The organism is uncultured Psychrobacter sp., assembly GCF_947495825.1.
Taxonomy (GTDB): Bacteria; Pseudomonadota; Gammaproteobacteria; order Pseudomonadales; family Moraxellaceae; genus Psychrobacter.
In genome coordinates this window covers 128225-153143 of record NZ_CANMAH010000001.1, presented here as the reverse complement: position 1 = coordinate 153143, position 24919 = coordinate 128225, and the positions used below count along the sequence as shown (strand labels likewise).

General features: G+C 43.4%; 18 protein-coding genes and 1 other RNA gene. 10 read left to right on the top strand and 9 right to left on the bottom strand.

Going from position 1 to position 24919, the window contains the following annotated elements; all coding sequences use genetic code 11:
* Positions 1 to 11: 11 nt before the first annotated feature.
* The 3 genes from Q0895_RS00630 to Q0895_RS00620 all read right to left on the bottom strand — a co-directional run bounded on the left by Q0895_RS00630 (position 12) and on the right by Q0895_RS00620 (position 4540).
* Entirely contained in the window at positions 12 to 860 is an 849-nt protein-coding gene (locus Q0895_RS00630) for a methylenetetrahydrofolate reductase (protein WP_075103101.1), read from the bottom strand.
* A gap of 11 nt (positions 861 to 871) precedes the next feature.
* Positions 872 to 2296 (bottom strand): adenosylhomocysteinase, encoded by a 1425-nt coding sequence (gene ahcY, locus Q0895_RS00625; protein ID WP_299184703.1) that lies wholly within the window; start codon positions 2294 to 2296, stop codon positions 872 to 874.
* A 306-nt stretch (positions 2297 to 2602) separates the two neighbouring features.
* Positions 2603 to 4540, bottom strand: a complete 1938-nt coding sequence (locus Q0895_RS00620) for a TonB-dependent receptor (RefSeq protein WP_299184701.1) — start codon at positions 4538 to 4540, stop codon at positions 2603 to 2605.
* A gap of 459 nt (positions 4541 to 4999) precedes the next feature.
* On the opposite strand from Q0895_RS00620, the gene Q0895_RS00615 reads away from it, so the two are divergent.
* Positions 5000 to 6886: a mechanosensitive ion channel family protein gene (locus tag Q0895_RS00615; RefSeq protein ID WP_299184699.1), complete on the top strand. Its 1887-nt coding sequence runs from the start codon at positions 5000 to 5002 to the stop codon at positions 6884 to 6886.
* A gap of 66 nt (positions 6887 to 6952) precedes the next feature.
* Here Q0895_RS00615 and Q0895_RS00610 read toward each other — a convergent pair whose 3' ends face one another.
* The 5 genes from Q0895_RS00610 to Q0895_RS00590 all read right to left on the bottom strand — a co-directional run bounded on the left by Q0895_RS00610 (position 6953) and on the right by Q0895_RS00590 (position 11297).
* On the bottom strand, positions 6953 to 7585 hold the full coding sequence (locus tag Q0895_RS00610; protein WP_299184697.1) for a DNA-3-methyladenine glycosylase 2 family protein: 633 nt from the start codon (positions 7583 to 7585) through the stop codon (positions 6953 to 6955).
* A gap of 119 nt (positions 7586 to 7704) precedes the next feature.
* On the bottom strand, positions 7705 to 8436 hold the full coding sequence (locus Q0895_RS00605; protein ID WP_075103106.1) for a Smr/MutS family protein: 732 nt from the start codon (positions 8434 to 8436) through the stop codon (positions 7705 to 7707).
* Between the two features lie 79 nt (positions 8437 to 8515).
* Positions 8516 to 9385 (bottom strand): indole-3-glycerol phosphate synthase TrpC, encoded by an 870-nt coding sequence (trpC, locus tag Q0895_RS00600; protein WP_299184694.1) that lies wholly within the window; start codon positions 9383 to 9385, stop codon positions 8516 to 8518.
* 47 nt (positions 9386 to 9432) lie between these two features.
* Positions 9433 to 10569 carry an anthranilate phosphoribosyltransferase gene (gene trpD, locus Q0895_RS00595; protein WP_075103108.1) on the bottom strand — a complete coding sequence of 379 codons (1137 nt, stop codon included), beginning with the start codon at positions 10567 to 10569 and terminating at the stop codon, positions 9433 to 9435.
* A 104-nt stretch (positions 10570 to 10673) separates the two neighbouring features.
* Positions 10674 to 11297: an aminodeoxychorismate/anthranilate synthase component II gene (locus Q0895_RS00590; protein WP_075103109.1), complete on the bottom strand. Its 624-nt coding sequence runs from the start codon at positions 11295 to 11297 to the stop codon at positions 10674 to 10676.
* Between the two features lie 740 nt (positions 11298 to 12037).
* Here Q0895_RS00590 and glnA point away from each other — a divergent pair.
* Together glnA and Q0895_RS00580 are read left to right on the top strand one after the other, a co-directional pair.
* Positions 12038 to 13447, top strand: coding sequence for a type I glutamate--ammonia ligase (gene glnA / locus Q0895_RS00585; RefSeq protein WP_299184693.1), 1410 nt, complete (start codon positions 12038 to 12040; stop codon positions 13445 to 13447).
* A gap of 295 nt (positions 13448 to 13742) precedes the next feature.
* Positions 13743 to 14474 carry a DUF4124 domain-containing protein gene (locus tag Q0895_RS00580; RefSeq protein WP_299184691.1) on the top strand — a complete coding sequence of 244 codons (732 nt, stop codon included), beginning with the start codon at positions 13743 to 13745 and terminating at the stop codon, positions 14472 to 14474.
* A gap of 135 nt (positions 14475 to 14609) precedes the next feature.
* On the opposite strand, the gene Q0895_RS00575 is transcribed toward Q0895_RS00580, so the two are convergent.
* The gene (locus Q0895_RS00575) at positions 14610 to 15326 is read right to left on the bottom strand and encodes an SIMPL domain-containing protein (protein WP_299184689.1); all 717 of its coding nucleotides are present in this window, start codon (positions 15324 to 15326) and stop codon (positions 14610 to 14612) included.
* 359 nt (positions 15327 to 15685) lie between these two features.
* Between Q0895_RS00575 and ffs the strand changes: the two genes are divergently transcribed.
* The 7 genes from ffs to gloB all read left to right on the top strand — a co-directional run bounded on the left by ffs (position 15686) and on the right by gloB (position 24908).
* An RNA gene (gene ffs, locus Q0895_RS00570) (signal recognition particle sRNA small type) lies at positions 15686 to 15782 on the top strand.
* Between the two features lie 207 nt (positions 15783 to 15989).
* Positions 15990 to 16586, top strand: a complete 597-nt coding sequence (locus Q0895_RS00565; protein ID WP_299184687.1) for a LemA family protein — start codon at positions 15990 to 15992, stop codon at positions 16584 to 16586.
* A 50-nt stretch (positions 16587 to 16636) separates the two neighbouring features.
* Positions 16637 to 19636 carry a M48 family metalloprotease gene (locus Q0895_RS00560; protein ID WP_299184684.1) on the top strand — a complete coding sequence of 1000 codons (3000 nt, stop codon included), beginning with the start codon at positions 16637 to 16639 and terminating at the stop codon, positions 19634 to 19636.
* A 132-nt stretch (positions 19637 to 19768) separates the two neighbouring features.
* The gene (locus Q0895_RS00555; protein WP_299184682.1) at positions 19769 to 20701 is read left to right on the top strand and encodes a hypothetical protein; all 933 of its coding nucleotides are present in this window, start codon (positions 19769 to 19771) and stop codon (positions 20699 to 20701) included.
* Between the two features lie 125 nt (positions 20702 to 20826).
* On the top strand, positions 20827 to 21960 hold the full coding sequence (gene serC / locus Q0895_RS00550; RefSeq protein ID WP_299184680.1) for a 3-phosphoserine/phosphohydroxythreonine transaminase: 1134 nt from the start codon (positions 20827 to 20829) through the stop codon (positions 21958 to 21960).
* Between the two features lie 236 nt (positions 21961 to 22196).
* On the top strand, positions 22197 to 24035 hold the full coding sequence (locus Q0895_RS00545; RefSeq protein ID WP_299185325.1) for an extracellular solute-binding protein: 1839 nt from the start codon (positions 22197 to 22199) through the stop codon (positions 24033 to 24035).
* Positions 24036 to 24128: 93 nt separating this feature from the next.
* The gene (gene gloB, locus Q0895_RS00540; protein WP_299184678.1) at positions 24129 to 24908 is read left to right on the top strand and encodes a hydroxyacylglutathione hydrolase; all 780 of its coding nucleotides are present in this window, start codon (positions 24129 to 24131) and stop codon (positions 24906 to 24908) included.
* The last annotated feature ends 11 nt before the right edge of the window (positions 24909 to 24919 follow it).

Below are 24919 nucleotides of genomic sequence, written 5' to 3'. Positions count from 1 at the left end.
TGTTATAAGAACTAAGAAACAAGACCCAAGGCTTCTACCAAGCGCTTGTTTGGCTCAACTTTATTCATGCTATAAAAATGCATGGCTGGCACGCCCTCACTAATAAGACGCTCGCACAGACGATAAACCACTTCAAAACCAAACTCACGAATGGCTGTGCGGTCATCGCCAAAGTCAGCCAATTGTTTACGCACATAACGCGGAATATCAGCGCCACAGCTATCAGCAAAACGCATTAAGTTACTTGAGTTGGTGATCGGCATGATACCTGCAACCAGCGGCTGAACAGCAGTATCGATACCGCGTTTTTCTAAGGTGTCTCGCAGATATAGATAGCTATCAGCATTATAAAAAAACTGCGTGATAGACGCATTTGCACCAGCCTGGTACTTATTAACCAAGTTATCAACGTCAAACTCAAAGCTACGCGCTTGTGGGTGCATCTCAGGGTACGCGGCCACTTCGATATGGAAATGATCGCCTGAATGCTCCCGAATAAACTTGACCAAGTCTAGTGCAAACGGTAGCTCACCCATGCCGACTTGCCCTGAGGGTAAGTCGCCGCGTAGGGCAACCAGACGCTTGATACCTAGACTTTTATAATGCGTTAGAAGCTCAGCAATCTCGGCCTTGTCGTCACCGATACAAGACATGTGCGGCGCAATATCGGTCTCACCGCGCGCACATAATGCTTGGACGATATTTAAGGTGCGGCTACGAGTCGAGCCACCAGCGCCATAAGTCACCGAAAAGTAGCTCGGTGACAGTTTATTGAGCTCATCGTAAGTACCAAGTAGCTTTTCATGTCCCAGCTCAGTTTTGGCGGGGAAAAACTCAAAAGAAAAAGCGGGCTTACTCACAATCGCGCTCCTTAGTATTTATAAGCGTCAGGCTTAAACGGACCTTCAGCTGGAACACCTAGATACTCAGCTTGCTTTTCAGTTAGCTTAGTTAATGTACCGTTAAAGCCTGCAACCATCGCAGCAGCGACTTCTTCATCAAGCTTTTTCGGCAATACTTTAACGTATAGATTATCGAAGCGCTCATCAACAGGAAGCTCAGCAAATCTTTCTTCAAACAGATACATTTGAGCCAATACTTGGTTGGCAAATGAGCCGTCCATCACACGTGATGGGTGACCTGTAGCGTTACCTAAGTTGACTAGGCGACCTTCGGCAAGCAAAATCAGATAATCGTTTTCGTCATCTGAGCGGAATATTTGATGCACTTGCGGCTTGATCTCAACCCAGCGCCAGTTATCACGCATAAACTGAGTATCGATTTCGGTGTCGAAGTGACCGATGTTACAAACAACAGCACCAGGCTTTAGCGCCGCTAGCATATGTTTGTCGCAAACATGATAGTTACCAGTCGTCGTGACGATCAAGTCAGTATCTTCTAACAGACGAGTATTAATACTATCCGCGCCGCCGGTGTTGTCGCCATTGATGTACGGAGACAATACTTCATAACCGTCCATACAGGCTTGCATGGCACAGATAGGATCGACTTCTGAGACCCGTACAATCATGCCTTCTTGACGTAAGCTTTGCGTTGAGCCTTTACCGACATCACCATATCCGATGACTAGCGCGCGGCGACCAGCAAGGAACATATCAGTAGCACGTTTGATAGCGTCATTTAAGCTATGACGACAGCCGTATTTATTGTCGTTTTTAGATTTGGTAACCGCGTCATTGACGTTGATTGCAGGGACTTTTAGCGTGCCTTTATTCAGCATCTCAACCAAGCGATGCACACCAGTGGTGGTCTCTTCAGAAATACCATGGATATTATCAAGCATTTGGGCATAATCGTTATGAATCAACGCCGTTAAGTCACCGCCATCATCCAAAATTAAGTTAGCGTCCCAAAGCTCGCCTGATTCTTCACCGCCAACGTGGATTTGCTGGCGCAAGCACCATTCGTATTCTTCTTCGGTTTCGCCTTTCCAAGCAAACACAGGAATGCCAGCAGCTGCGATAGCGGCAGCAGCATGATCTTGGGTTGAAAAGATATTACATGAGGTCCAGCGTACGTCAGCACCTAGCGCGACGAGCGTCTCAATAAGGACGGCAGTCTGAATCGTCATGTGGATACAGCCAGCGATTTTGGCGCCTTTGAGTGGCTGCTCGTCTTGATAGCGACGACGCAGACCCATAAGGGCCGGCATTTCGGCTTCGGCAAGGGTGATTTCACGGCGACCATAATCAGCAAGGCTGATGTCAGCGACTTTATAGTCAGTGAAAGAGGGGTCAATCGTATGGGCAGATGGTATGTTAGACACTGCGTCCATAATATGCTCCTATCAGTTAATAGATAAAAAGAATAAAAACGCAGGTGCCGTTGTTTATGCTGTCAATGACCAAATAAAGGTCATTCACAGTTCACCGAGCCTAACATAATGTCTGATTTGCAAAGCCCTAGAGCTTCAATGTAATAATCAACTATTATGGCGCAACACCTCTCGGGAGGGTTATTGTAATAGATGAGCCTGCGATTGTCACCTATTGGCTGCGGAAAATCGTAAGTGCTTGAGTCATAAAAAAAGGCCATCGATGGATGACCTTCTTTTGAAAGTAATTAATAGGACTGAGTCAGCTTAGAACCAGTTGTAGGTTAATGAGGTGAAGAAGTTAATACCATCTTGATTGTAGCGCTCACCGAATTCACCAAAACTTTCATTGGTTGTATAGTCCTTGTTCGTCAGGTTTTCGACGCGGCTGGTTAATGTTAAATTTGGATTGATATAATAGTTACCGCTAATATTAAAAAGAGTGTAGTCATCAATAAAGGTGCTGTTATCTGCGACATTATAAGTCTTGCCAACATATTCCGCTTCAGCACGAATGTCAAAGTCTAAAGCTTGGTAACCTACATATACCAATCCTGTATGCTCGGGGCGGTAAACTAACTGTTTACCTTTATTGACTCCTGAACGCTCCTCAGCATCCGTACGAGTATATTGCCCACCAAATAAAACATTGCTTAATTGCCAGTCTGACGTAAAGCTATAACCTGATAACTCTGCTGCATCAATGTTGACAGCTTGATATTTTCCAATTGATGGATCATAAGTATTATTAATGAGATCGTCGACACGGCTATGAAAACCAGTTAGACGCGTAGTCTGCAGAGTACCATTCGACTCGATGAATAATTCTAAGTTTTTACTTTCTTCGACCTCTAAATCTTCGTTAGGTGCATAATAAAAGCTTTCAACATATAGGTCGTTAAGAGAAGGCGCCCTATAACTAGTGGCGAAGCTGGTACCGAGACGTAGACTAGGGGCTAGCTTTACAGCGTAACCGAGACTATAGATGGTTTCATTATCAAACTGTGAGTTATCATCGTAACGGACATTGGCTTGAAAGTCGTAAGTATCTTCATTGAGTTGATAACCAACAAATCCACTTTTTATAGTGCGGTCATTTATTTTATAAGTGTCATTACTATTATCAGGCGTGTTATCAGTAATATCTACTTGTTGTTTGAGCCATTCTGCACCTGCTTGCAGCTGTCCTGCAGGCAGACGATAAATGCTTAGTAAGTTTGCTTGTCTTTGTTTAGTCTCGAACTCATCACCGACTTTATTATCAAGGTTGTCTAAACTTTCACCTGCTGATAAGCGTAACGTTAAATTGTCTTTTTCGTATTGTGAAAAAGCGGATATTGCTCCATTTTCTTGGTCAATTTCTGCGTTAGGCTCATTAGTGTAGTTATCGAACTCAGTAGTCGATTTGGCAAATAGGCCAGTTGCTCCGATACTGATATTTTCAGTTAAAGGCATACTTGCATTTAGAGAAAAGTTGTTACTTTCAAAACCATCGTCGTCTTTGTTGTTACCTGTTTGATATGCAAGAGCGCTGATACTGTCAGTTTGATTGCGGCTGGCAGACAGGCTAAGTTTTGCGCCTTGAGTATTTACAAATTGTGCGTCAGTCCCATATATATAGTGATCGTTTGAGCCGACACCTGCAGTGACCGAGAAATTGGTTTGTTCAACATTATTACCTTTAGTAAATACTTGAATGACACCACCCATGGCATCAGAGCCGTAGATGCTGGACCCAGATGCGCCATATAATATTTCAATGCGTTCAATCTGGTCGATTGGTAATAGGGCTAGAGCAGGTTGTCCCGCTGACATTGAGCCGTAGCGTACGCCATCAATTAATATTAGTACGCGTTTACTATCATAACCACGCAAATAAAAGTTACTGCTACTACCCATGCCCCCATCTTGCTTAATACTAAAACCGGGCTGACGCTTGAGAACCTCTAGTACTGTCTGTCCTTGATAACGCTTAAGTTCTTGACTATCAACAATACGAGTTTGCGCAATAACATTACTGATTTTGGTCGGTGTACGGGTAGCAGTCACAACGATCTCATCCAGCTCAACTTGTGGTAGATTGCTATTGTTGATGGAAGTGTTCTCAGAGGTAGCTGCCATTGCAGTATTAACTGCAAATAAACCAAGTGCGCTTAAAACGCTTAGGCGAAGATAGGTAGTCGAAGATGAACGCAAAAAAGTCATAAATTATCCAAAAGTTATCAAACCAAAATTATCAAAACTGTCAAATGATTGGAACAGCGCTCATTATCTATAAAAGTTACGGCTTTATAAACTACTTTAACCCAATGTTTCTTCACGGTAAGGTGAATGGTTTTCATCATAAATTGTGATAAGTTCACACAAATACGCCGTCATTATTTGCATAAGTTAGCAGGCGATAAGAACCAAGGTATAAATGAGAATTAAAAATATAAATTACTATAAAAACCTGCAATCAAACCCACTACTTTTATGAATAATTGTTATGATAGCGGCAGATATTGTTCATTGCCTATTGTCAGTTGTACTACTACTAGAGTTAAGAGGTTGGTTTTGTTTATTAAGCGCGATGTGAGTTCTAATACTGCTTTATCTCTATTAATGTCATTGATCAAGATGCCATTAATGGTCATTATACTTCTAGCCTTTATGATACTTAGCATGATGTTGCCTCATAGCGTCAATGCTGCTGAGCCCGGTGCGCTTGGTGTCAGTAATGGTAGTAGTGAAGAGACCGTACGTCAAACATTGCCAGATTCATTTGGACGCGATACACCGCGTCATACAGTACAAGGGTTTATCAGTGCACTGGGCGAAAACGATTATCTCCTGGCAAGTAATTATCTTAATTTGTCCAAATCTGATAATCCAACGACGGCGGTACGTGAGTTCAAGCAAGCGCTTGATGCTGGCGGTCGCTTTCAGCCTGACTTGCAAATCAATAATACCCCTGAAGGTAACTTAACCGATCAGCTGCCACCAAGCCAAGAAAACGTGGGTAATATTAGTATTGGCGAAAAAAGTGTGCCGTTGTTACTTGAAAGAGTCGTGTCCAAGCAAGGTGAGCAGTATTGGCAGTTTTCTACTGAGACGCTAAGCTCTGTACCAGAAGTATTAGAAAATACAGAGCCTACTTTGGTATCTCGCTACACGATTGAATCACTAGAAGATAAGAAGCTATTTGGCTATCAACTGGCTGATCTGGTCGCAGCGCTTACTATGATTATTAGTAGCTTTGTGCTGACTTATATCGTGGTTTGGCTACTGTATCATTTACTAAAAATCGTATATCCACGTGTACGCAACACCCCGTTACCTGTACCGGACAAAGTCATCTTGCCACTGGCTGTGGTTATCATGGCATTGATTTTATCAGAAGTGATGGTCTATGCTGGCGTGTCGGTAACGCTACGGGAACCTGTTAACCGTTTTACTGAAATCGCTTCTTGGCTTGCGATAACATGGTTGCTGCTACGAGTGATCGATGCAATCTTTACTCGTGCGGTCAACCTAAGCTATAAGAAAAACTATACTGAACGTGTCTCTATCTTAGGACTATTGCGAAAAGTCGTCAAAGCCTTGCTGCTTATTTTTGCAGTAATTGTCATTTTTGGCAATTTGGGTTTTGATTTGACGACTGGTATTGCCGCATTGGGGGTTGGTGGTTTAGCATTAGCACTTGGTGCACAAAAGACCATCGAAAATCTGGTTGGTAGTGTGGTCGTAGTGGCAGATTCGCCAGTACGGATAGGTGACTATTGTAAGTTTGGCACGTATGAAGGCACGGTAATTGATATCGGTATTCGCTCATCGCGCGTACGTACGCTATCACGAACCATTGTGACCGTGCCTAATGGCGATTTTTCATCCATGCAAATTGAGAACTTTACCTCTCGTGATATGTTCCGCTTTTATCATCAGTTGTATCTTAAGCGTACTGCTGATATCGAAGTGGTCTTTAAGATGGTAAAAGACTTAGACGAGTTTTTAAACGAGCATTATTTAACCAACCAAGAATGGAATCAGGTCAATATCTTAGAGCTACGCCAAGATTGCTACGTGATTCAACTGCAAGCGTATATCAACGCCAACGATGTGATGGAATTCTACGATAAACAAAACGTCGTGTTCGTTGATGTGCTCAATCAGGTAGCAAAGTACAAAGTCGAGCATGCGCTACCAACGCAGCAGCTGATTGTCAATCAGGCGGAGATTGAACATCATCAAGAATTTAACAGTGATGTTGATAGTCAGAAAACCGATAGTAACCGTAGTTCAGATACATCAGGAGAGGATACGACAAACGCTAGCATCGACGATAATAGTGAGGTTCATACTACTACTGATAATGACAAGAAAAAGGATGCCATCGATTTAGATAAAGGTGTCAGCCATACTAAAAATGCTGAAGCAGCGGCGAAACAAAAAAGAAAAGCTAAAAAAGCTGAGGCTAAAAAGGCTCATAAAAACAAAAATTTCGCTTTAGCAAAGCGTAAATTTAAGCATGCTAAAAAGAACTTTAGTCTTTCTATATGGAACCAGCCTTAAAGTAGAGTTGGCGCTATTGTTTATGGCGCTATAAATATTTTATGTTATAAATATAAGTCATCAGCTTTATAACGGGATAGCCGTTTTATTACGCAGCAACCCGTAATACGACCAAAGCAAAAGACTGGCAGCGCTACGGTGCGGTGACCAGTCTTTTGTTAGCGTGTCTAACTGTTTTGGCGTAGGTCGCTCAGGCAGATTCAATAGTGTCATCGCGGCAACTTTAATCGCCAAATCATCGACAGCGAGGACATCAGCGCGTTTTAGAGAAAACAGCAAATACATCTCAGCCGTCCAGCGTCCGATGCCTGTCACGGCTGTCAACGCTTTTATTACTGCTTCATTTGGCATGGTTTCTAGTGCCGCAAAGTCTATATCGTGCGCCACCAAGGATCGGACATAGCGGGTTTTTTGTTTGGATAAGCCTTGTGCTCGCAGTGTCTCGTCTTCTGCCTTTTGAATCATTAAAGGATTGGTCAAGTCTGCATCGTCCAATCGTTGCCAAATGCTGGCTGCAGCCGCTACGGATAGCTGCTGACCGACCACCGCCCGCATCAGTTGCTCAAAGCCGCCAGCATTATGCCTGAGACTTGGTACGCCAACTTGCTCATAGACAGGCGCAAATCTTGGCTCGATAGCTATCAAAGCATTGATATGTGTGGTTAGCTGTTCAGGAGTGTTAAGGGTTTGTATATTCATGATTGATTCACTTTATTTAGATCCAACAAAAAGTGCAACACGCTTTAAAAAAATACGCAATGTATTTGTATAAAAAAAGACTGCTTATCGGCAGTCTTTTTTTTGCTTTACCCTAAGGTTTATTCACCATCGCCTTTAGGCTTTTTTAGCAGTACTAGTACCGCACCATTACCGCCGTCTTTTGGCGGAGCAGAGCAGAAGGCCAATACTTCTGGCAGCTGACGTAGCCAGCCATTCACACAAGTTTTTAAAATAGCCTCAGAGCCTTTACCATGGACGATTTTTACCATGGTTTCGTTTTTTTGCTTGGCTTGGCTAAGTAGCTGGGTCATCGCTTCGCGTGCTTCTTCGATGGTGCAGCCATGAATATCTACTGCGTCATACCAGCGAAGCTTACCTTTTTTAAGTTGATCAAAAATCTTATTTTGTAAGGTAGGTTGTTTATAAGACAAATAGGCTTCGCTTGCGACAGGGTTGAGCAATGCTTGCATATCTGACAAGCCTGCACCTAGGTCATCGCTATTACTGCCTTGCGCGGCGGCACGTTTTGATAAAGTCGTGGCGTCAGGTTTGCCAGATTTATTGCTTTTAACAGGAGAGCGTACATTTTTGTCTTCAAGCTGATTTACACCGTGCATCGCTTGCATAAACAGCACTTTATCATCATCGATATGTTCACTGTCTAGTTGTTTGACGGTTTTTTTGACCTGCTTTTGCGTTGGCAGTGACACAGGTTCCGTCGGCTTTTGGTTTTCACCTTCAGGCGAGTTGGTATCGCGTCCTTTACTCAGTTGGCCTTTTAGCTCTTTGAGTTGGTCCTGCATTTCTTTTGAAAATAGAGAGTTTGACATAAAATTTAATGTATCGTTGGTTGATGAAAAGTTGATTTGATCGTTTATACAATATATATAATGGGCGTTTTTCGTTACTTTACTCGTCTGTAGCGGTGCCTGCAAGTAAGGATTGTAACGCTTGTCCAGGATGGTCGGTTTTCATAAACTGCTCACCGATTAAAAAATGCTGGATGCCGTTATCTAGCATCAGACGAATATCAGCGCTGCTATGAATGCCGCTTTCAGTGACGATAAGGGCTTTTTGCGCAGTATTATCAGTATCAGCTGTAAATGCGTCAATTAAGATGTTTTTTAGATCGAGTGTGGTTTGCAAGTCGACATCGAAAGTGTTGAGATCACGGTTATTAATGCCGTAGATATTGTGCGCTGAGCGCGGTAGCTGGAGCGCGCGCTCCAGCTCGGTTTTGGTGTGTACCTCAATCAATACATCCAGACCCAGCTCGATACTGAGTGCATGCAGCTCCTGTGCTTGCTCATCATCAAGGCAGGCCATAATGAGTAGTATGCAGTCAGCACCCATCAAGTAGGATTGATAAATTTGGTACACATCGATCATAAAGTCTTTGCGTAGTATCGGTAGGCTTACGGCATTGGCAGCGGCAATAAGGTAGCTGTCATCTCCTTGGAAATAATCGCGATCGGTGAGGACAGACAAGCAGCTAGCCCCTGCCTGCTCATATTGCTGGGCAAATAATGCTGGGGCAAAGTTATGATTGATGATGCCTTTAGAAGGGGAGGCCTTTTTGATTTCAGCGATGATGCCGATACCACTCTCGCTAGTGCTGGCCGCGCGCAATGCCTGAGCAAAGCCGCGACGCGGACGCGTATCAGCCGCTACTTGTGCCTGCAAGTCTACAAGAGATAGCGCTTGACGAGCCGCTTTTACCTCGATTTGCTTGGTCGCGACAATCCGCTGTAATACTGAAGGTATGTCTGTATGGGTCATGCTCGTATCCAGTTATCGTTAAAGGTAAATGGGCAATGATGTTTAAATTATGCGCTAGCAGCAAGCTTTTGGGTATATTGCGCTAAAGACTCAAGTTTGGTTAAGGCGTCACCATTTTGTATCACCTTTTGTGCACGGCTAACACCATTTGGATAGTTGCTGGCAAGTCCTGCCGTGTATATAGCAGCGCCTGCGTTTAGCGCAATCATGTCTCGCGCTTTAAGTACTGCACGGTCGTGGGTGTCTGTACCTGATAGGGCAGCGCGTATCAGCTCAAGACTTTGCATTGGTGAGTCTACATCAAGACCGATGAGGGTTTGCGACTCGACACCGGCATCTTCTGGCATCATCTCATAAACCGTTATGTTACCGTCTTTTAGCTCAGCGACGGTTGTAGAAGTGGCAAGGCTGATCTCATCTAAGCCATCTTTTGCACCGACTACCATGACGTGACGCGCGCCTAAGTTTTTCATCACTTTAGCGATAGGCTCACATAGCTCGGCAGTAAAGACGCCAATCACCAGATTGGGTACGCTGGCAGGGTTGGTCAAAGGCCCTAAGATATTAAATATCGTCCGCGCTTTTAGCTCGCGGCGTACTGGGTTGGCATAACGCATGGCGCTGTGATGATTGGGTGCAAACAAAAAGCCAACCCCTTCGTTTTCTATGCATTGTTTGGCTTGATCGGGGGTGAGAGCCAAACTAATACCAGCCTGCTCGAGTAAATCTGAGCTACCAGACTTGGTAGACACACCGCGGTTACCATGTTTTGCCACTTGCGCGCCTGCTGCGGCTGCGACCAAGGCTGAGGCGGTAGAGACGTTAAATAAGTTGGCCCCATCACCGCCAGTACCGACGATATCGACCAAATAATCGCAGTTTTTTGGTTCTATATTAGCAGCTAAGGCTCGCATGGCACTGGCTGATGCGGTAATCTCGTCGATGGATTCGCCTTTCATGCGCAGGCCCGTCAAGATAGCGCCCATCATGGCATCGCTACATCTGCCTTGCATGATAATCAGCATGACTTTATACATCTCATCAAATGTCAGATCAATGTGCTGAAATATTCTAGCCAGCGCAGTGGTTAGTAGTTTGTGCGTTTCTTCATCTGATAGCTGTGCGATATAACTTGGTATATCAGCGGCTGGTTTATAGTCTTCTTGTAATTGATCAATAGTCATTAAAGTCTCACTTCTTATTATCTTTTATCGTATTTTTAATTGGTTTTTTGCGCGCGTTGACTTATCTTTTTAATATAGGCTTCATATAAGGGCACACACAACAGTTATCCTACTTGTGGCAACTCATCTACAGACAATACGGCCAAATTATGGGTCTGTAAAAAGTTATTAAGCAGCTGATATCCTGCTTCACTTAAGATAGACTCAGGATGGAATTGTACCCCTTCGATGGCAAAGGTATTATGCCGTATGCCCATGATCTCCTCAATGCTACCATCCGCATTTTGCGTCCAAGCGGTTACTTCTAAGCAATCAGGTAAGCTGGCTTTATCAACGACAAGAGAGTGGTAGCGCGTAACTTGTGAAGGGTTAGGTAGTTCTGTAAAAATACCTTTATTCGTATGATAAACAGCGGATAAACGTCCGTGCATCACTTCGCCAGCTTTGACCACTTGACCACCAAATGCTTGACCAATGGCCTGATGACCTAGACATATACCCAAGATAGGAATAACACCTTTAAAAGTGTCAATAACATCTAAGGAGATACCGGCACGATCTGGATCGCATGGACCAGGGCCAATGACGATGACGTCAGGCGCCAGCGTTTTTATTTGTTCAATAGTGGCTTGATCGTTACGCCAGACGGTGATGTCCTGCTGCAATTCACCGAAGTACTGTACAATATTGTACGTAAAGCTGTCGTAGTTATCGATCATTAGAATCATTCTGGTTTCAACCTGTTGGTGTGATGTTTTATAAATGCTCTACTATTATACCTTTTACTGTTATATATGCAGACAATTAGCATGTTTTATAGAGGCTGAATATCTTACCACTATTTTGCTGGGTATCAAACGTCACATATAGCAGTTGGTTATTTTTGCAACTCTTATATCTTGAGACAAACACATCTTTTAGAACAATCCATACTTTATATGAAAATAAAATTATTACGCACTATTTTGCGGCAATTCAAGATATAAAGCACTAATTTGGTGCAAATACTGCGTTAGAGCTTTTCATCGTTGTGCATATTATAAGATTGGTCTGTTAAAACTGGTTTGTACAGTGTATATCGTGTTTTTAGAACTATCCTATGTTTATTACGGCTTAGAGGCCAAAAGCAAGTTTAAATCGTTATCAAAAAATAAGTTTGGCACAAGCTTTGCACCCCTATATTTGTAACATGATGCTGGTATAAATTTATATCCTATCATTCCTTATTGTAAGTTTAAGGTTAAAATCTAGCGGATAAGCTCCTTAAGATGTTATAACTGTCCAGCATTATTGAATAGATATTGCTAAAATAGCGCCAGCATTGTATGAGCTTATGAGTGATAGAGGAGAATGGTTGAGCATTACTACCATCATAAATCTAAACCAACACTTAAATATAATAGTAAATGTCGCATCTTAGAATTGAACAATAAACGTAACAACATGACCACTATAAGGGAGACTATTCATGTCCAATAAATTACTGGATCTTATCAAATCATCTAGTGCAAAATGGGTTGATTTTCGCTTTACCGATACTCGCGGTAAAGAGCAGCACATCAGCTTTCCAGCGCATAGCGTTGACGAAGAGGTGATGGAAGATGGCAAAATGTTCGACGGCTCATCCATCGCAGGCTGGAAAGGTATCGAAGCGTCAGATATGATCTTGCGCCCTGATCCAGAGACCGCTTTTGTTGATCCGTTTTTTGATGCAGTGACTGTCGTTGTGACTTGCGATATCATTGAGCCCTCAACACTACAAGGCTATGATCGCGATCCACGCTCTATCGCACGCCGCGCTGAAGAGTACTTAAAGTCGACTGGTATTGGTGACACCGCTTACTTCGGTCCTGAGCCTGAGTTCTTTGTATTTGACGATGTAAAATGGTCAGTTGACATGTCTGGCGTGAGCCACAAGATCACTGCTGAAGAAGCGGCTTGGTCAACCAATGAGACGTACGAGTGGGGCAACATGGCGCATCGTCCACGCGTCAAAGGCGGCTATTTCCCAGTCCCACCAATCGATAGCTCGCATGATATGCGTTCTGTGATGTGTGAACGCATCGAAGAGATCGTTGGTGAAGGCCGCGTAGAAGTTCATCATCACGAAGTGGCTTCTTGCCAGTCTGAGATTGGTGTTGCATTCAACACCATGGTACGTAAAGCGGATGAAGTTCAGCAGTTGAAATATGTTGTCCATAACGTGGCGCACCAGTTTGGTAAAACAGCAACCTTTATGCCAAAACCAATCGTTGGTGACAATGGTTCAGGTATGCACGTTCATATGTCAATCTCAAAGGACGGCGTAAACACCTTCTCTGGTGATGAGTATGCTGGTCTGTCTGAGACAGCATTGTACTTTGTTGGTGGTATCATCAAGCACGCTCGTGCATTGAATGCAATTACCAACCCATCAACGAACAGCTATAAGCGCCTTGTGCCGCATTACGAAGCACCTATCAAGCTTGCTTATTCAGCGTCTAACCGCTCAGCGTCTATTCGTATTCCGCACGTGAGCAGTCCAAAAGCGGTACGCGTCGAAGCGCGTTTCCCAGATCCAACAGCGAACCCATACCTAGCATTTGCTGCGCTATTGATGGCAGGTCTTGACGGTATCCAAAACAAAATGCATCCAGGCGAAGCGGCTGACAAGAACTTGTATGACTTGCCACCAGAAGAAGAAGCACAAATTCCAACAGTTGCAGAAAACTTAGAAATCGCGCTACAAGCATTGCGTGATGATCACGAGTTCTTATTAAAAGGCGATGTCTTCACTGAAGATATGCTTGAAGCGTTCATCGCGCTAAAAGAAGAGGAAGTGCAACGCGTTAATGTCACAGTGCATCCAGTAGAATTCGATCTGTATTACAGCTGCTAATCTATCGTCAATACTTAATATGAGTTTTATAAAGGAGCCAGTCAAGTCAATCTTGACTGGCTTTTTTGGTTTGCGTAAACGGCGTTTTCTATTAAAGTGCAGTAAGAGCGGTAATATGAAACATAGCGCTTTTATTAAATCGGTGCTGATTTAACAGCAAAAATCCCGCATAATGGTTTTATATATCAATAATAGACATATAGTAGGTTGGCACATTATGACACTAGTAACGAAACGGATTTTCTCAAAAAAGAGTTCTTCTAAAACTCGTTTAAGGATAGGGATGCTGTGCGGTATGGCTATGTTGACGGCCAGTTTGCCTATATATATTGCAAATGCTACGCCGATCTACAAGGTGATTGATGAGCAGACAGGACATGTGACCTTTACAGATCGTCCTCAAAGTTATGAGCAACAGACCGATAAACAAGTCAGCCAAACTGATGTCGTGACCAATGTTACGGCTAATAATAATGCCAATAACCGCTCAGATACAAACTTCAAAGGTACGTCTGCAACATCTTCTCAGGCAGTTGCTCCCTTAGTCTTGCAGCAAGCGGCTTCTAATAGTACAAAATTTTCACAGATCAATTACCAGTTAACGATGTTAGAGCCAAGTGAGGCGCGTGCGTATAGGCGTCCTGCACAGAGTATCGATGTCAAACTAGAGCTTAGACCTGCTCTACAAGATGGCGATAGTGTCGGTATTTATTTAGATGGTAACGAAGTGGCGCAAGGACTTAGTGTTTCAATTGCGACGGTAGATATTTTACCAGGGACGCATAGTATTCAAGCTATTATTAAAAACAAAGCAGGACGGACGCTCAGCCAAATTGAGCGCACTGTCTATGTGATTCAGAACACTGTAATTTTGCAAAATAAAAAGAAGGCTGCTATGCAAATGCTCGCTTATGAGCGCTTGCCGTGGCATAAGAAGATGCTACTAAAACTGCGCCAAAAGGACAGTTATTTGCAAAAGGTGGAGAGCAGTCAACCTGTCACCAATGATGCCTTTACCAAAAGATAAGAATATTCAACAGACCCTAAATTATTTGGTCTTTAGAACTTTAAAAAAGAGGCAGTCACTGTGATAAGTGACCGCCCCTAGTTTTTATTTAACGGATTATTTTTAATTAACTGACACTAAATGAGCTTAACCCAATTATTTAGTAAGCTCAATCGTACCATTTGCTGTCACAGAAATAGTGCTATTACCTGACTCAAAGTTTTGACTTGGTACGGAGGCATCTGCAGCTTCTGCTCTCATACGCATGCCGCTATACATTGGACGAGGATAATTGTTTCCCGTATTTAGATTGACATTGACCACGCGATAGCCACGAGCATCCCAAGCGCGTGTTAGATTTTTAGCTTGCTGCTGGAAGGCGCGTGAAGCGTCGGTCATCAGCTTTTGCTCTAACGCTTCTTTTTTAGTCTCAGACACGCCAAAACTTAGGTTATCCATGACTAAAGTTTCTTGCAAATCTGCAATAAGCTGGCTAGTCGCCGTGAAGTCGGTACTTTTTAGGTCGATACTCGCTTGTCCTGTCCAGCCGATGATTTTATCGTTTTTATCATAACGAGGGTAGGTGCGCTGCTGGCCTGTACTGACCGTCACACTAGGATAGCGTTTAGCAATTTTCATAGCATTATTGATTGAAGTATTGAGGGTCGTCGCTAGTGTTTTGGCGTTGGTTGCCTGCGCCTTTTTATACATACTAGCGCGCACTTCATCGTTTTGTATCTCTTCTTTGACTTCTGTTTGGAAGGTAAGTTGGTTATAGCCTGTGGGTTCTGCGTGTGCGCCGCTCATCATAGCGGTTAGTAGGCAAGCGGTTCCTGTGGTTAAAGCCATCTTATTAAGCAAAGTGGTTTTCATAATAATCTCCTAAGTGAAGTGGATAACATTGACATATATCACCTTTAAATAAAGGCTTTTGTTTATGACTTGGGTGAGTCACTAATCTAATCGCTGCTTATCTAAACGAACTAAAAATAGATAAGTTTGATTAAATATTGTCAAAATGAGAATATACCTAAAAAGCTATCAGTCTGTATTTTGTTTTATTAAAGAATAACTGGTCTTTTTAGCGTCACTAATTAGAATAGCAAAATTTAGACGAGTCCTTGTAAAGATTTTGTCACTAAACCTCGCAGTTAATCATACTGCGTGATAAGAGGTTTTAAGATAGGGGTTGTAATACTAAAAAATTCTTGTATAATCTTCTTTGGTGGCTCCATTGGTAGCCTCGCAACATTGTACTACGAATCCCGCCAGGACCGGAAGGTAGCAACGGTAGTAGATTCAATGTGTGCCGAGGATGTGCTGATGGAGTCGCTTTTTTTTGCCTGTAATTTGAGTAAAATGTCCAAAGCGTGCTAAAAAACGCTAGCAAATTTAGTAAGCCCTTCATTGTAAAGGGCTTTTTTTGTGCCTGCATTTCGTCTGATTCTAGCGTTTCATTGATTAAGATAGGTTAAAATATAGTATATAAAAATTTATCAAAACTGATATAAGTATGGAATGCTTTGAGGCTTATTTATGAAAACACTGGTTTGGCTATTTATCATTGTAGTGGTTTTGGCGGTTGTATTTGGGGTGTCCATATTTAATCGGCTAGTGCGCGCCCGCAACCAAGCAAAAAACGGCTTTGCGCAGATAGATGTGCAACTAAAGCGTCGTCATGATTTGATACCAAACTTGGTTGAGACGGCCAAGCGTTATTTGACCCATGAACAAGAGACACTTACCCGCGTGATTAGTGCGCGGAATCATGCCCAAAGCTTACAAGACTCAGGCCACCATCAGCCAGACTCGCTTGAACATATGGCATTATTTGCCAAAGCAGAGAGCATGCTGTCTAAAGCATTGGGGCAGTTCTCAGCTGTGGTAGAAGCGTATCCTGAGTTAAAAGCGGACAGTATGATCAAAGAGCTGATGGATGAGCTAACCAATACGGAAAATCGTATTGGCTTTGCCCGTCAGCATTATAATGATAGCGTGATGTTTTATAACAACGACCGCGAAGTGTTCCCAAATAACCTTATCAGTAGTACCTTTGGCTTTCGTCCGCTCAGCCCTTTAGTTTTTGAAGATAGAAAGGCGATTGCTCAAGCGCCTGTCGTCAATATAGGCTGATTTTTTATTATATTCAGATGCGGTTAGCTATCTTTAAGTCAGGCATATAGATGGATTTTTTTGGTGAACAGCGGATACGCACGCGGCGCAGCCTACTGCTTTATGGACTGTTTTTTTTAATCGTTGTGGCCCATATGGTAGTGGCGCTTGCGATCGTCTGGCTTTTATTTACGATATTTGCAGATGGCATATACTATTGGGCGCTGGTTTTAGTTATCGGTTGGACATTGACAAGCTTTATCGGCGGTAGCTTATTAGAATATCGCCGCTTGAGGGCGGGTGGCCGCGCGGTTGCCCAGCGGGTAGGGGCAGTGCGTTTGTTTATCGATAGCAGTCAAGATGCTTGGGAGCACAGCCACGGAGTCGCCCATCAGCACGAATCTGTTTCAAAGGTTCGTTTTAGTGCTCGTCATATAGCGGTACGTGATGAGCGTGATTTTCCACCTGTCTATCGCCGTTATTATGAGATCGCCCAGCAGCTAGCCATTGCGTCAGGCTTACGTATGCCGATTCTCTATGTGCTGCCTGATGAGCAAGGCATCAATGGTTTTGTGGCAGGTCGTCAGAGTCAGGATATGGTGCTCGTCGTCACTCAAGGTGCGCTTGATAAACTGTCTGATGAAGCGTTATATGGACTCATTGGTCATGAGTATGGTCATATCTTGCATGGTGACGCAACATTTAATCTACAATTGATGGTGGTACTAGCAGGGCTGCAAATCCTCTATGACTGGAGCGATCCTATTAGCAGTCACCTGAATCGCCCAGCAAATGGCAGTCGTCACGCTGGTGCTTTTGATGAAGCGGGCAATCAAAGCGCTTTTATACCGCAACGAGCTATCGATCGTCATGCGCGTAGCACCGAGGCGCAGACGGCAAGTTTTACCACGCATGGTGAATGGGTCGCTTATTGGCAATCCCAAGCTCATAGTCAGCCACAAAGCCAGCAGTTACCAGTGAAAAGTCAGTCGAGATGGCACCAAGATAGAAGTGTGATTGAGCGCCAAGTGCCGCGCAGTATATGGACGCTTTTGCTGCATGGACTGAGTTTTTCGAGTATGGCCTGTGCGCAGCTGATCAAGCACAGCTTTAACCGTCAGCGTGAGCTGCTCGCCGATGCCACCAGTGTGCAGCTGACGCGCTCGCCTGCGATTATGGAAACCCTAAAAACCATTCATCAAGATTCGCTCGGTTCGCGCTTGACTCATATCGCTGATATCAATGGTTTGAGTCATTTCTTTTTTGCAAGTAGTGGGGCAGATTTAGGGGATGTATCGTGGTTTGCTACGCATCCTAGCTTAAGCGAGCGCATGAGTGCCATTAATGCTAATGAGTATTATGACTTTGCCGTACAAGTCGCAAGTGAGAAGCGCATAAATCAGCAAAAGATAAAAGACATATATGAACAGCGTCGTCTTGGTGATTGGGGAGTAATAAAAGCAAATAGCCTAAGCAACAATCAAGAAGGAACCATACTCCAATCTCATATACCTAAAACTCAATCAACGTCTATTAATCATTCTGTTGATAATAATGTCATCGAAAATCCTAATGATATTGCTGACAATGAAGCTTTAGCTTTTTCTACTGATAAACCTAGCAGTAAATCGAAAACAGAAGTAGGACTTGAATTTGTTATCGCTGAAGATGTGGTAATTGATGGGCGTTTGCAGGTGCAAGCAGAAGATGTTGGTACTTATCAGCTATTAAAACCATGGATGGCAAAACCTGAGAGCGACTTGCCATCGGCAGCTTTGATTAGTATTGATGATTTAAAAAAAGTCACGTTACCCCAGCACGTACTTGATCATAGTCACCACCCATTAGGAGCGCAAGCTTTGATCGAAGTCGTCATGCTATGCCATCAAGGACAGGCAATATCTACGACTGATAGGTATGACTTACAAGATATTTGGATTGGGCTTCCAAAGGATAGAGTATTTGCTGCCGACATCGATGCTAATACTAATCATTTCAGTGACCCTCAAATGTTAGCGCATACGCTAGATCATAATTTATTAAAAATAGTAACAAATCTTGACCGGCGTTTAGACAGTGCTTTGATTGCATTCGCTATCAAGCAACTTAGCCAGCATGATTTATCAGAAAGCACCATTAATCAATTATGTCTCAAAAGCGAAACCAGTCATAGTAACCAAGCCCATCAACACTATAAACAACAAAAAAAGTGTCGTACTATGTTGTTGCGCTATCAACAGGGCTTACTTGAGTTGTTTGGAAAACAGCTATCAGCTGATCTGACCAACAGCTTTTCTGATAACCTATTAGATGAAAAAGATTTAACAGGTGATGATCAGTCAGTACCGACTCCTTTGAATAATGCGACAATATCAACTCCAGTGCAACAAGCTTCACCAATTCTATCGTTATGGCAAGCGCTGCATTTACAGCAATTACTGCCAGTATTTTCCGAACTTTTAAATGATAATGGTGTAAATACACAGAGTGAATGGCAACCGCTATTACAGACTGGGATGAGTAATATATGTGCTCAGCTTGACCCCTCAGGGCAGGTTTTTGATGGTCTTGATATGGTTCAAATCTCTATATTGATATTGCTTGCATATCGGCTGTCAAAAGATGTCAAAGGCCAGATGATATCGACGTTAGATGGCTCAGTACATATGTCAGTGTTCAGCTACAGTAATGATAGCGTTGCATACTATGTTGTTGATTTACGACGCTATGCGCGCTTAATTGATATTGATTTGTCTGCAGTCACTGATGCAAATTTGCAGTGGCTATTATTGACCGCTCAAAGTCTAAACAGCGTTCAGCTATTGGCTGTTATTCATACTGTGCCTGCCCATCCTGCATCTATTGCTAAGGACTCTATAATAGAAACTCAAGTTGAAGAGAATTATCGACAGAGACAACAGTATAGCCGTCAAATAGATTATAATGAGTATCGGCAATGGCTAAGTACATTGCATACCGTCATGTTACACGATACGATAATCAGTCAAGATGAATACGACAGCCTGATGATGCTGGCAGAGCGATGGCTTGGCGTTCGTCAACTTTTCTAATGAATGTCATTGATGGAAGCTAGATGAGTATTTCGCTGGTAAGAAGCTGAATGTTACAAATCTTTTTTTAATTTTATTTTTAACCTTAAAAACCTGTAAATTCATTTTAGATAAATAGGGTAATAAAGATACATGAGTGATATCCAAGAACCGCTAATTGTATTGCAGCGCCGTATGCAGCAACGCCAAATTCTAGCGATGATGGGTATCGATCACTGGGTGCAGCCAAATTCAGCGACGCTCAATATTACGGAAATTGAGGCGGCTACCGAGAGTCAATCTAACTTATCTAACCAAAGCGCCTCGAATCAAAGCACTGAGAAATCAAGCACTGTACAACCAAGCGTTGATGCAGACGCTGTGGAGCATTCAAACCATAACTCATTAGACGATGAATCGGCAGACTCTATATCTAACATAGCAGATACGCCTGCTAGTGATTATGATGTCATTCATGATAGTGACGAGACTCAAGATATCAGCTTGCACGCCAATGAACAAAGTCCAGTAAGCTATAGCTTTGACACTACCACAAGCCATACAGCGAGCTCTCCAAGCACTAGTGACTCTCAAGATAGCTTACAACAAATACCACAAAACGTTGGGCAAGCAGTTGCACCTCTAGTAGAAACGGTTACGCCAACTTCCAATATATCTATCAAGCAAACGCATGCCGCCGATATCAGCAATGATGATAGCTTTAAAAAAGTAGCACCATTTGATTTACAAGGTGACCGCTATGGCGATTGGGTGATTTTGGTTGATATCCAAGCACTTAATAACGACAGTCAAAAACTGTGGCAAAATATCACGCAAGCGCTATCAATGACTTGTGAGACAACTTCCTTTCCGATTTGTGCAGGCATGGATACAGCCGAGCTTGCTAATGCCAGCCTTGCTGGGTATATATTTAAAATTGGTCGCACCGAAGAGATACAAGTTGCGTCATTAACTGCACTGCCTGAAGGTCTTCACCATCCTAAGCTTACTGCTATACCTACTTTGGATGAAATGCTCGCTGATAGTAGCCTTAAACGTCAGTTTTGGGAGCAGATATCAAGTTAGGTTTAGATTTAGTGACGTTAAATAAAAAAATACAAAGTCAGATTTGTAATATCCTTAAAATTTAACCCTAGGCGCTTTAATATTTAAATAAAAACGATGACTTCATCATATTTAGGATAATAGCCATGTCTACAAAAACAACCTCTACACCAACTACCAATACCACCACTCACCGTGTCCCTAATTTTTCAGCGGGGCCTGCTACTATACCGACTGCAGTGCTTGAGCGCGCACAAAGTGAGCTACTTGATTGGCAAGGCCGCGGTATGTCGGTCATGGAGGTCAGCCACCGTAGTAAAGAATATGTCGCAATTACTGAAAAAGCCGAAGCTAAATTGCGCTCATTGATGGACATTCCAGATAACTATAAGGTGTTATTTTTACAAGGCGGTGCAAGCTTACAATTTTCAGCGATTCCTCTTAATTTATTAAATGGTGGACGCGGTGATTATCTGACAACGGGTGCTTGGTCAGGTAAAGCGGTCAAAGAAGCCAAACGCTATGAAGCATTGGGGTTGGGCGCAGTTAATGAAGTGGCAACTGGCAAAGACAGTAACTTTACCGATGTGCCAGCCCAAAGTGGTTGGAGCCTAAGCGAAGATGCGGCTTACTTTCACTACTGTGCTAACGAAACCATTCATGGGCTACAGATGTTTGAGCCGCCACAAGTCGATGCACCTATTATTGCCGATATGTCTTCTTGCATTTTGTCGCAGCCGATTGACGTGTCTAAATTTGGCATGATCTACGCTGGGGCACAAAAAAACATCGGTCCAGCAGGATTGATTATTGTGATTATTCGTGAAGATTTATTGGGGCAGGCAAGCGAGTGGTGCCCGCTACTTATGAACTACGAGCATCAGGCTGAAAAAGGATCTATGTCAAACACGCCAGCGACTTATGCTTGGTACTTGGCCGGACTGGTATTTGACTGGTTAGAGGAGCAAGGTGGCGTGGCTGCTATCGGCAAAATCAATCAGCAAAAAGCAGATTTGCTCTACAAAACTATCGATGACAGCAGTTTTTATAACAATCCCGTTGCTCCTGAATATCGCTCTATCATGAACGTGCCTTTTACCTTAGCCAATAGCAATCTTGATAAGGTGTTTTTAGAAGAGTCAGAGGCGGCAGGTTTGATGAATCTAAAAGGTCACCGTGATGTGGGCGGTATGCGTGCCAGTATTTATAACGCGGTACCGCTTGAATGGGTACAGCAACTGGTTGACTTTATGATTGCTTTTGAAAAAAAGCACGCTTAAGTCTGTATAGACTTTAAAACAAAAGACGCAGCTTTTATAAGTTGCGTTTTTTTATGAAAGTTAACATCTTTTTTGGATGAATAGGGCTTTGTAGCGCATACTTAATAATGCAAACCATTAGGTTAAAAAACTGAAGTTTGTTATGATAAAATTCCGCGACATGGCTATTTTGCAGTCAGTACTTAAGTTTTCGTTACCTAAATTGATTGAGTTTAGAGGGTAGTTATAAGGTCATGATGATAAAAAATGCCATGCTAAAAGCCGTCTTACTCGCTCTCGCTCTCACTATCAGCTGGATACCAGCCAGTATCGCGGTACCAATCACTACGACTGCACTTGGTCATAACAGCCCGACTGAGTATATTGACGCGCCATACATGCCCTATGCCAATCCGAATGCACCAACAGGTGGGACATTATCGCTTGATGCGCGCGGTACCTTTAACGCGGCCAATAAATGGATGACCACGGGTGTGGCAATGGTTGGTACTGATTATCTGTATGATACGTTGATGACAGGCTCTCTAAATGAAGCCTTTACCATGTATCCGCAGCTGGCAAGCAAGGTCACCTACGATCCGGATGACACCAGCTGGATTATCTATCATATCAACCCTGCGGCGCGCTTTTGGGATGGTACAGAGGTCACCAGTCATGATGTCAAAGCTACTTATGACGCCATACTCAATAAAGGACCGATGTATATCCGCAGCTACTTGGGTGATATTAAAGACATTGAGATTATTGATAAGCGGCGAGTAAAGTTTATCTTTGCCTCTGATGATAATAAAGAGATTCTATTAACAGTCGGACAGTTTCCGATTTTTGCCAAATCCTCTATTGATACGGACTTTGAAAAAATTAGCCTAACACCACTCATGGGTAGTGGACCTTATAAGCTTGGCCGCGTCGATGCAGGACGTTCGGTCAGTTATATACGTGACCCCAATTATTGGGGTCGGGATTTGATGGTCAATCGCGGTCGCTATAACTTTGATATGATTAAGTTTGTATATTACCAAAGTGATGAGATAGCTTTTGAAGGATTTAAGTCTGGACAATATCGTTTCCGCCCTGAAAACAGAGCCTCAAATTGGGCAACCGGTTATAATTTCCCAGCGGTAAAAGCAGGACTTATCGAAAAAGAAACCATTAGTAGTGAAAACCCCGTACCGATGCAAGCGCTGGTCATGAATATGCGTCGGCCGCTTTTTCAAGACATTCGCGTGCGCCAAGCATTAACCGCGGCTTACGACTTTGAATGGATGAATAAGACCTTATTTCATGGGCAGTATGAACGCCTGCAAAGCTTCTTTCATGGCTCAGAGCTTGCCGCTACTGGTACGCCATCTGCGGCTGAGATGCAGGTGTTAAGTCCAGTGTTATCCAAGCTTGAACCAATTCAACGTCAAGCGGTACTAGCGGAGTGGCAACTGCCCACCAGTGATGGTAGTGGCTTTAATCGCGAAGCGCTGCTAAAAGCGCGACAGTTGTTGCTCGACGCTGGGTTTTATTATGACGATATGCAGCTATATCAGCCTGATGGCAAGCTTGCTCAGATTGAGATTTTGATGACAGGCGAGACCATAGGGCGGGTATTATTACCTTATATTCGTAATTTGAAGCGTTTAGGGCTTGATGCGACCTTGCGGCAAGTGGATGGGCCACAATATTACGAGCGAATGCGCCGCTTTGATTATGATATGGTGGTCGATGTGTTCGCCCAAAGCTTATCACCTGGGGCTGAGCAAGCAGCTTTTTGGGGCAGTGCGGCGGCCGATCAATCTGGCAATAGAAATACAGCCGGTATTAAAAATCCAGTCATCGATGAAATAACAGCTGCACTTGCGAATGCTGAAAATCGCGACGAGATTGTTTTGTATACTCAGGTGCTAGATCGTCTGCTGCGTGCAGGGCATTATGTAGTACCGCTGTATGGCAAATCTGGTACCAATGTGGCTTATTGGGATCAGTATCGCCATACCCGAAAGCTACCAACTAATGCCGTCGGTATCGATTATTGGTGGGTTGATAAAGACGCTGAGGCACGCGTCAACAAATATTTGAAACAATAAATAATGATTTTTTAATCTGTCATCCAAAATAGCTACTCTCAAGATTTGAATAAAAACATAAGCAATAAAGATAACTACTGGTAAGGATTTGATATGAGTATTCGTATTCACCCGATTAAAGCGTTCAACGATAACTATATTTGGACACTCATTAATGAGGGTAACAAGCAAGCCATCGTTATTGATCCTGGTCAAGCGGCGCCTGTCATCACCTACTTAGAAGACAATGAGCTGGAGCTTACCTCGATTTGGACCACCCATCATCACCATGACCATATCGGCGGCGTGGCAGAACTACAAGAGTCTTATCCGATGACGCATCTGGTGGCGCATGGCGAGCATACGGTAGATGAAGACCAGACCATTAAGGACGGCAGTACGGTCAGTGCTTGGGGCTGCGCGGCGCAAGTATGGGATGTCTCAGGCCATACAGCCAGTCATATGGCTTATATATTAGATATCGATGGGCAAAAGCACTGCTTTTGCGGCGACACCTTATTTAGTGCAGGCTGCGGCCGCGTGTTTACAGGAACGATAGAGCAGCTGCATGACAGCTTTAAGCGTTTAAACGGACTGCCAGCTGAGACGCTCCTATATCCGGCACACGAATATACTGTCAACAATCTACGCTTTGGCTTATCTATTGAGCCTGCCAATGAAGCGATGCAGCAAGCATTGGCGCAAGCAGAAGAAAAAACCGCCCAAGGCATTCCGACACTGCCGGTGACTTTAGCGCATGAGCATGCTGTTAATGTATTTTTGCGCACACAAGAGCCGAGTGTGATCGCAGGCGTCAAGGCCAAGATGGCGATCGATGATGATAAGTCACTGACAGTATTTGCCGCGCTACGTGAGCTGAAAAACAACTTCTAATTATTTTAGGA

Excerpts from the sequence above, each read along its gene's own strand:
- ahcY (WP_299184703.1), bottom strand. The coding sequence starts at position 2,296 with ATGGACGCAGTGTCTAACATACCATCTGCCCATACGATTGACCCCTCT.
- Q0895_RS00620 (WP_299184701.1), bottom strand. The coding sequence starts at position 4,540 with ATGACTTTTTTGCGTTCATCTTCGACTACCTATCTTCGCCTAAGCGTT.
- Q0895_RS00615 (WP_299184699.1), top strand. The coding sequence starts at position 5,000 with ATGATGTTGCCTCATAGCGTCAATGCTGCTGAGCCCGGTGCGCTTGGT.
- Q0895_RS00610 (WP_299184697.1), bottom strand. The coding sequence starts at position 7,585 with ATGAATATACAAACCCTTAACACTCCTGAACAGCTAACCACACATATC.
- Q0895_RS00605 (WP_075103106.1), bottom strand. The coding sequence starts at position 8,436 with ATGTCAAACTCTCTATTTTCAAAAGAAATGCAGGACCAACTCAAAGAG.
- trpC (WP_299184694.1), bottom strand. The coding sequence starts at position 9,385 with ATGACCCATACAGACATACCTTCAGTATTACAGCGGATTGTCGCGACC.
- trpD (WP_075103108.1), bottom strand. The coding sequence starts at position 10,569 with ATGACTATTGATCAATTACAAGAAGACTATAAACCAGCCGCTGATATA.
- Q0895_RS00590 (WP_075103109.1), bottom strand. The coding sequence starts at position 11,297 with ATGATTCTAATGATCGATAACTACGACAGCTTTACGTACAATATTGTA.
- glnA (WP_299184693.1), top strand. The coding sequence starts at position 12,038 with ATGTCCAATAAATTACTGGATCTTATCAAATCATCTAGTGCAAAATGG.
- Q0895_RS00580 (WP_299184691.1), top strand. The coding sequence starts at position 13,743 with ATGGCTATGTTGACGGCCAGTTTGCCTATATATATTGCAAATGCTACG.
- Q0895_RS00575 (WP_299184689.1), bottom strand. The coding sequence starts at position 15,326 with ATGAAAACCACTTTGCTTAATAAGATGGCTTTAACCACAGGAACCGCT.
- Q0895_RS00565 (WP_299184687.1), top strand. The coding sequence starts at position 15,990 with ATGAAAACACTGGTTTGGCTATTTATCATTGTAGTGGTTTTGGCGGTT.
- Q0895_RS00560 (WP_299184684.1), top strand. The coding sequence starts at position 16,637 with ATGGATTTTTTTGGTGAACAGCGGATACGCACGCGGCGCAGCCTACTG.
- Q0895_RS00555 (WP_299184682.1), top strand. The coding sequence starts at position 19,769 with ATGAGTGATATCCAAGAACCGCTAATTGTATTGCAGCGCCGTATGCAG.
- serC (WP_299184680.1), top strand. The coding sequence starts at position 20,827 with ATGTCTACAAAAACAACCTCTACACCAACTACCAATACCACCACTCAC.
- Q0895_RS00545 (WP_299185325.1), top strand. The coding sequence starts at position 22,197 with ATGATAAAAAATGCCATGCTAAAAGCCGTCTTACTCGCTCTCGCTCTC.
- gloB (WP_299184678.1), top strand. The coding sequence starts at position 24,129 with ATGAGTATTCGTATTCACCCGATTAAAGCGTTCAACGATAACTATATT.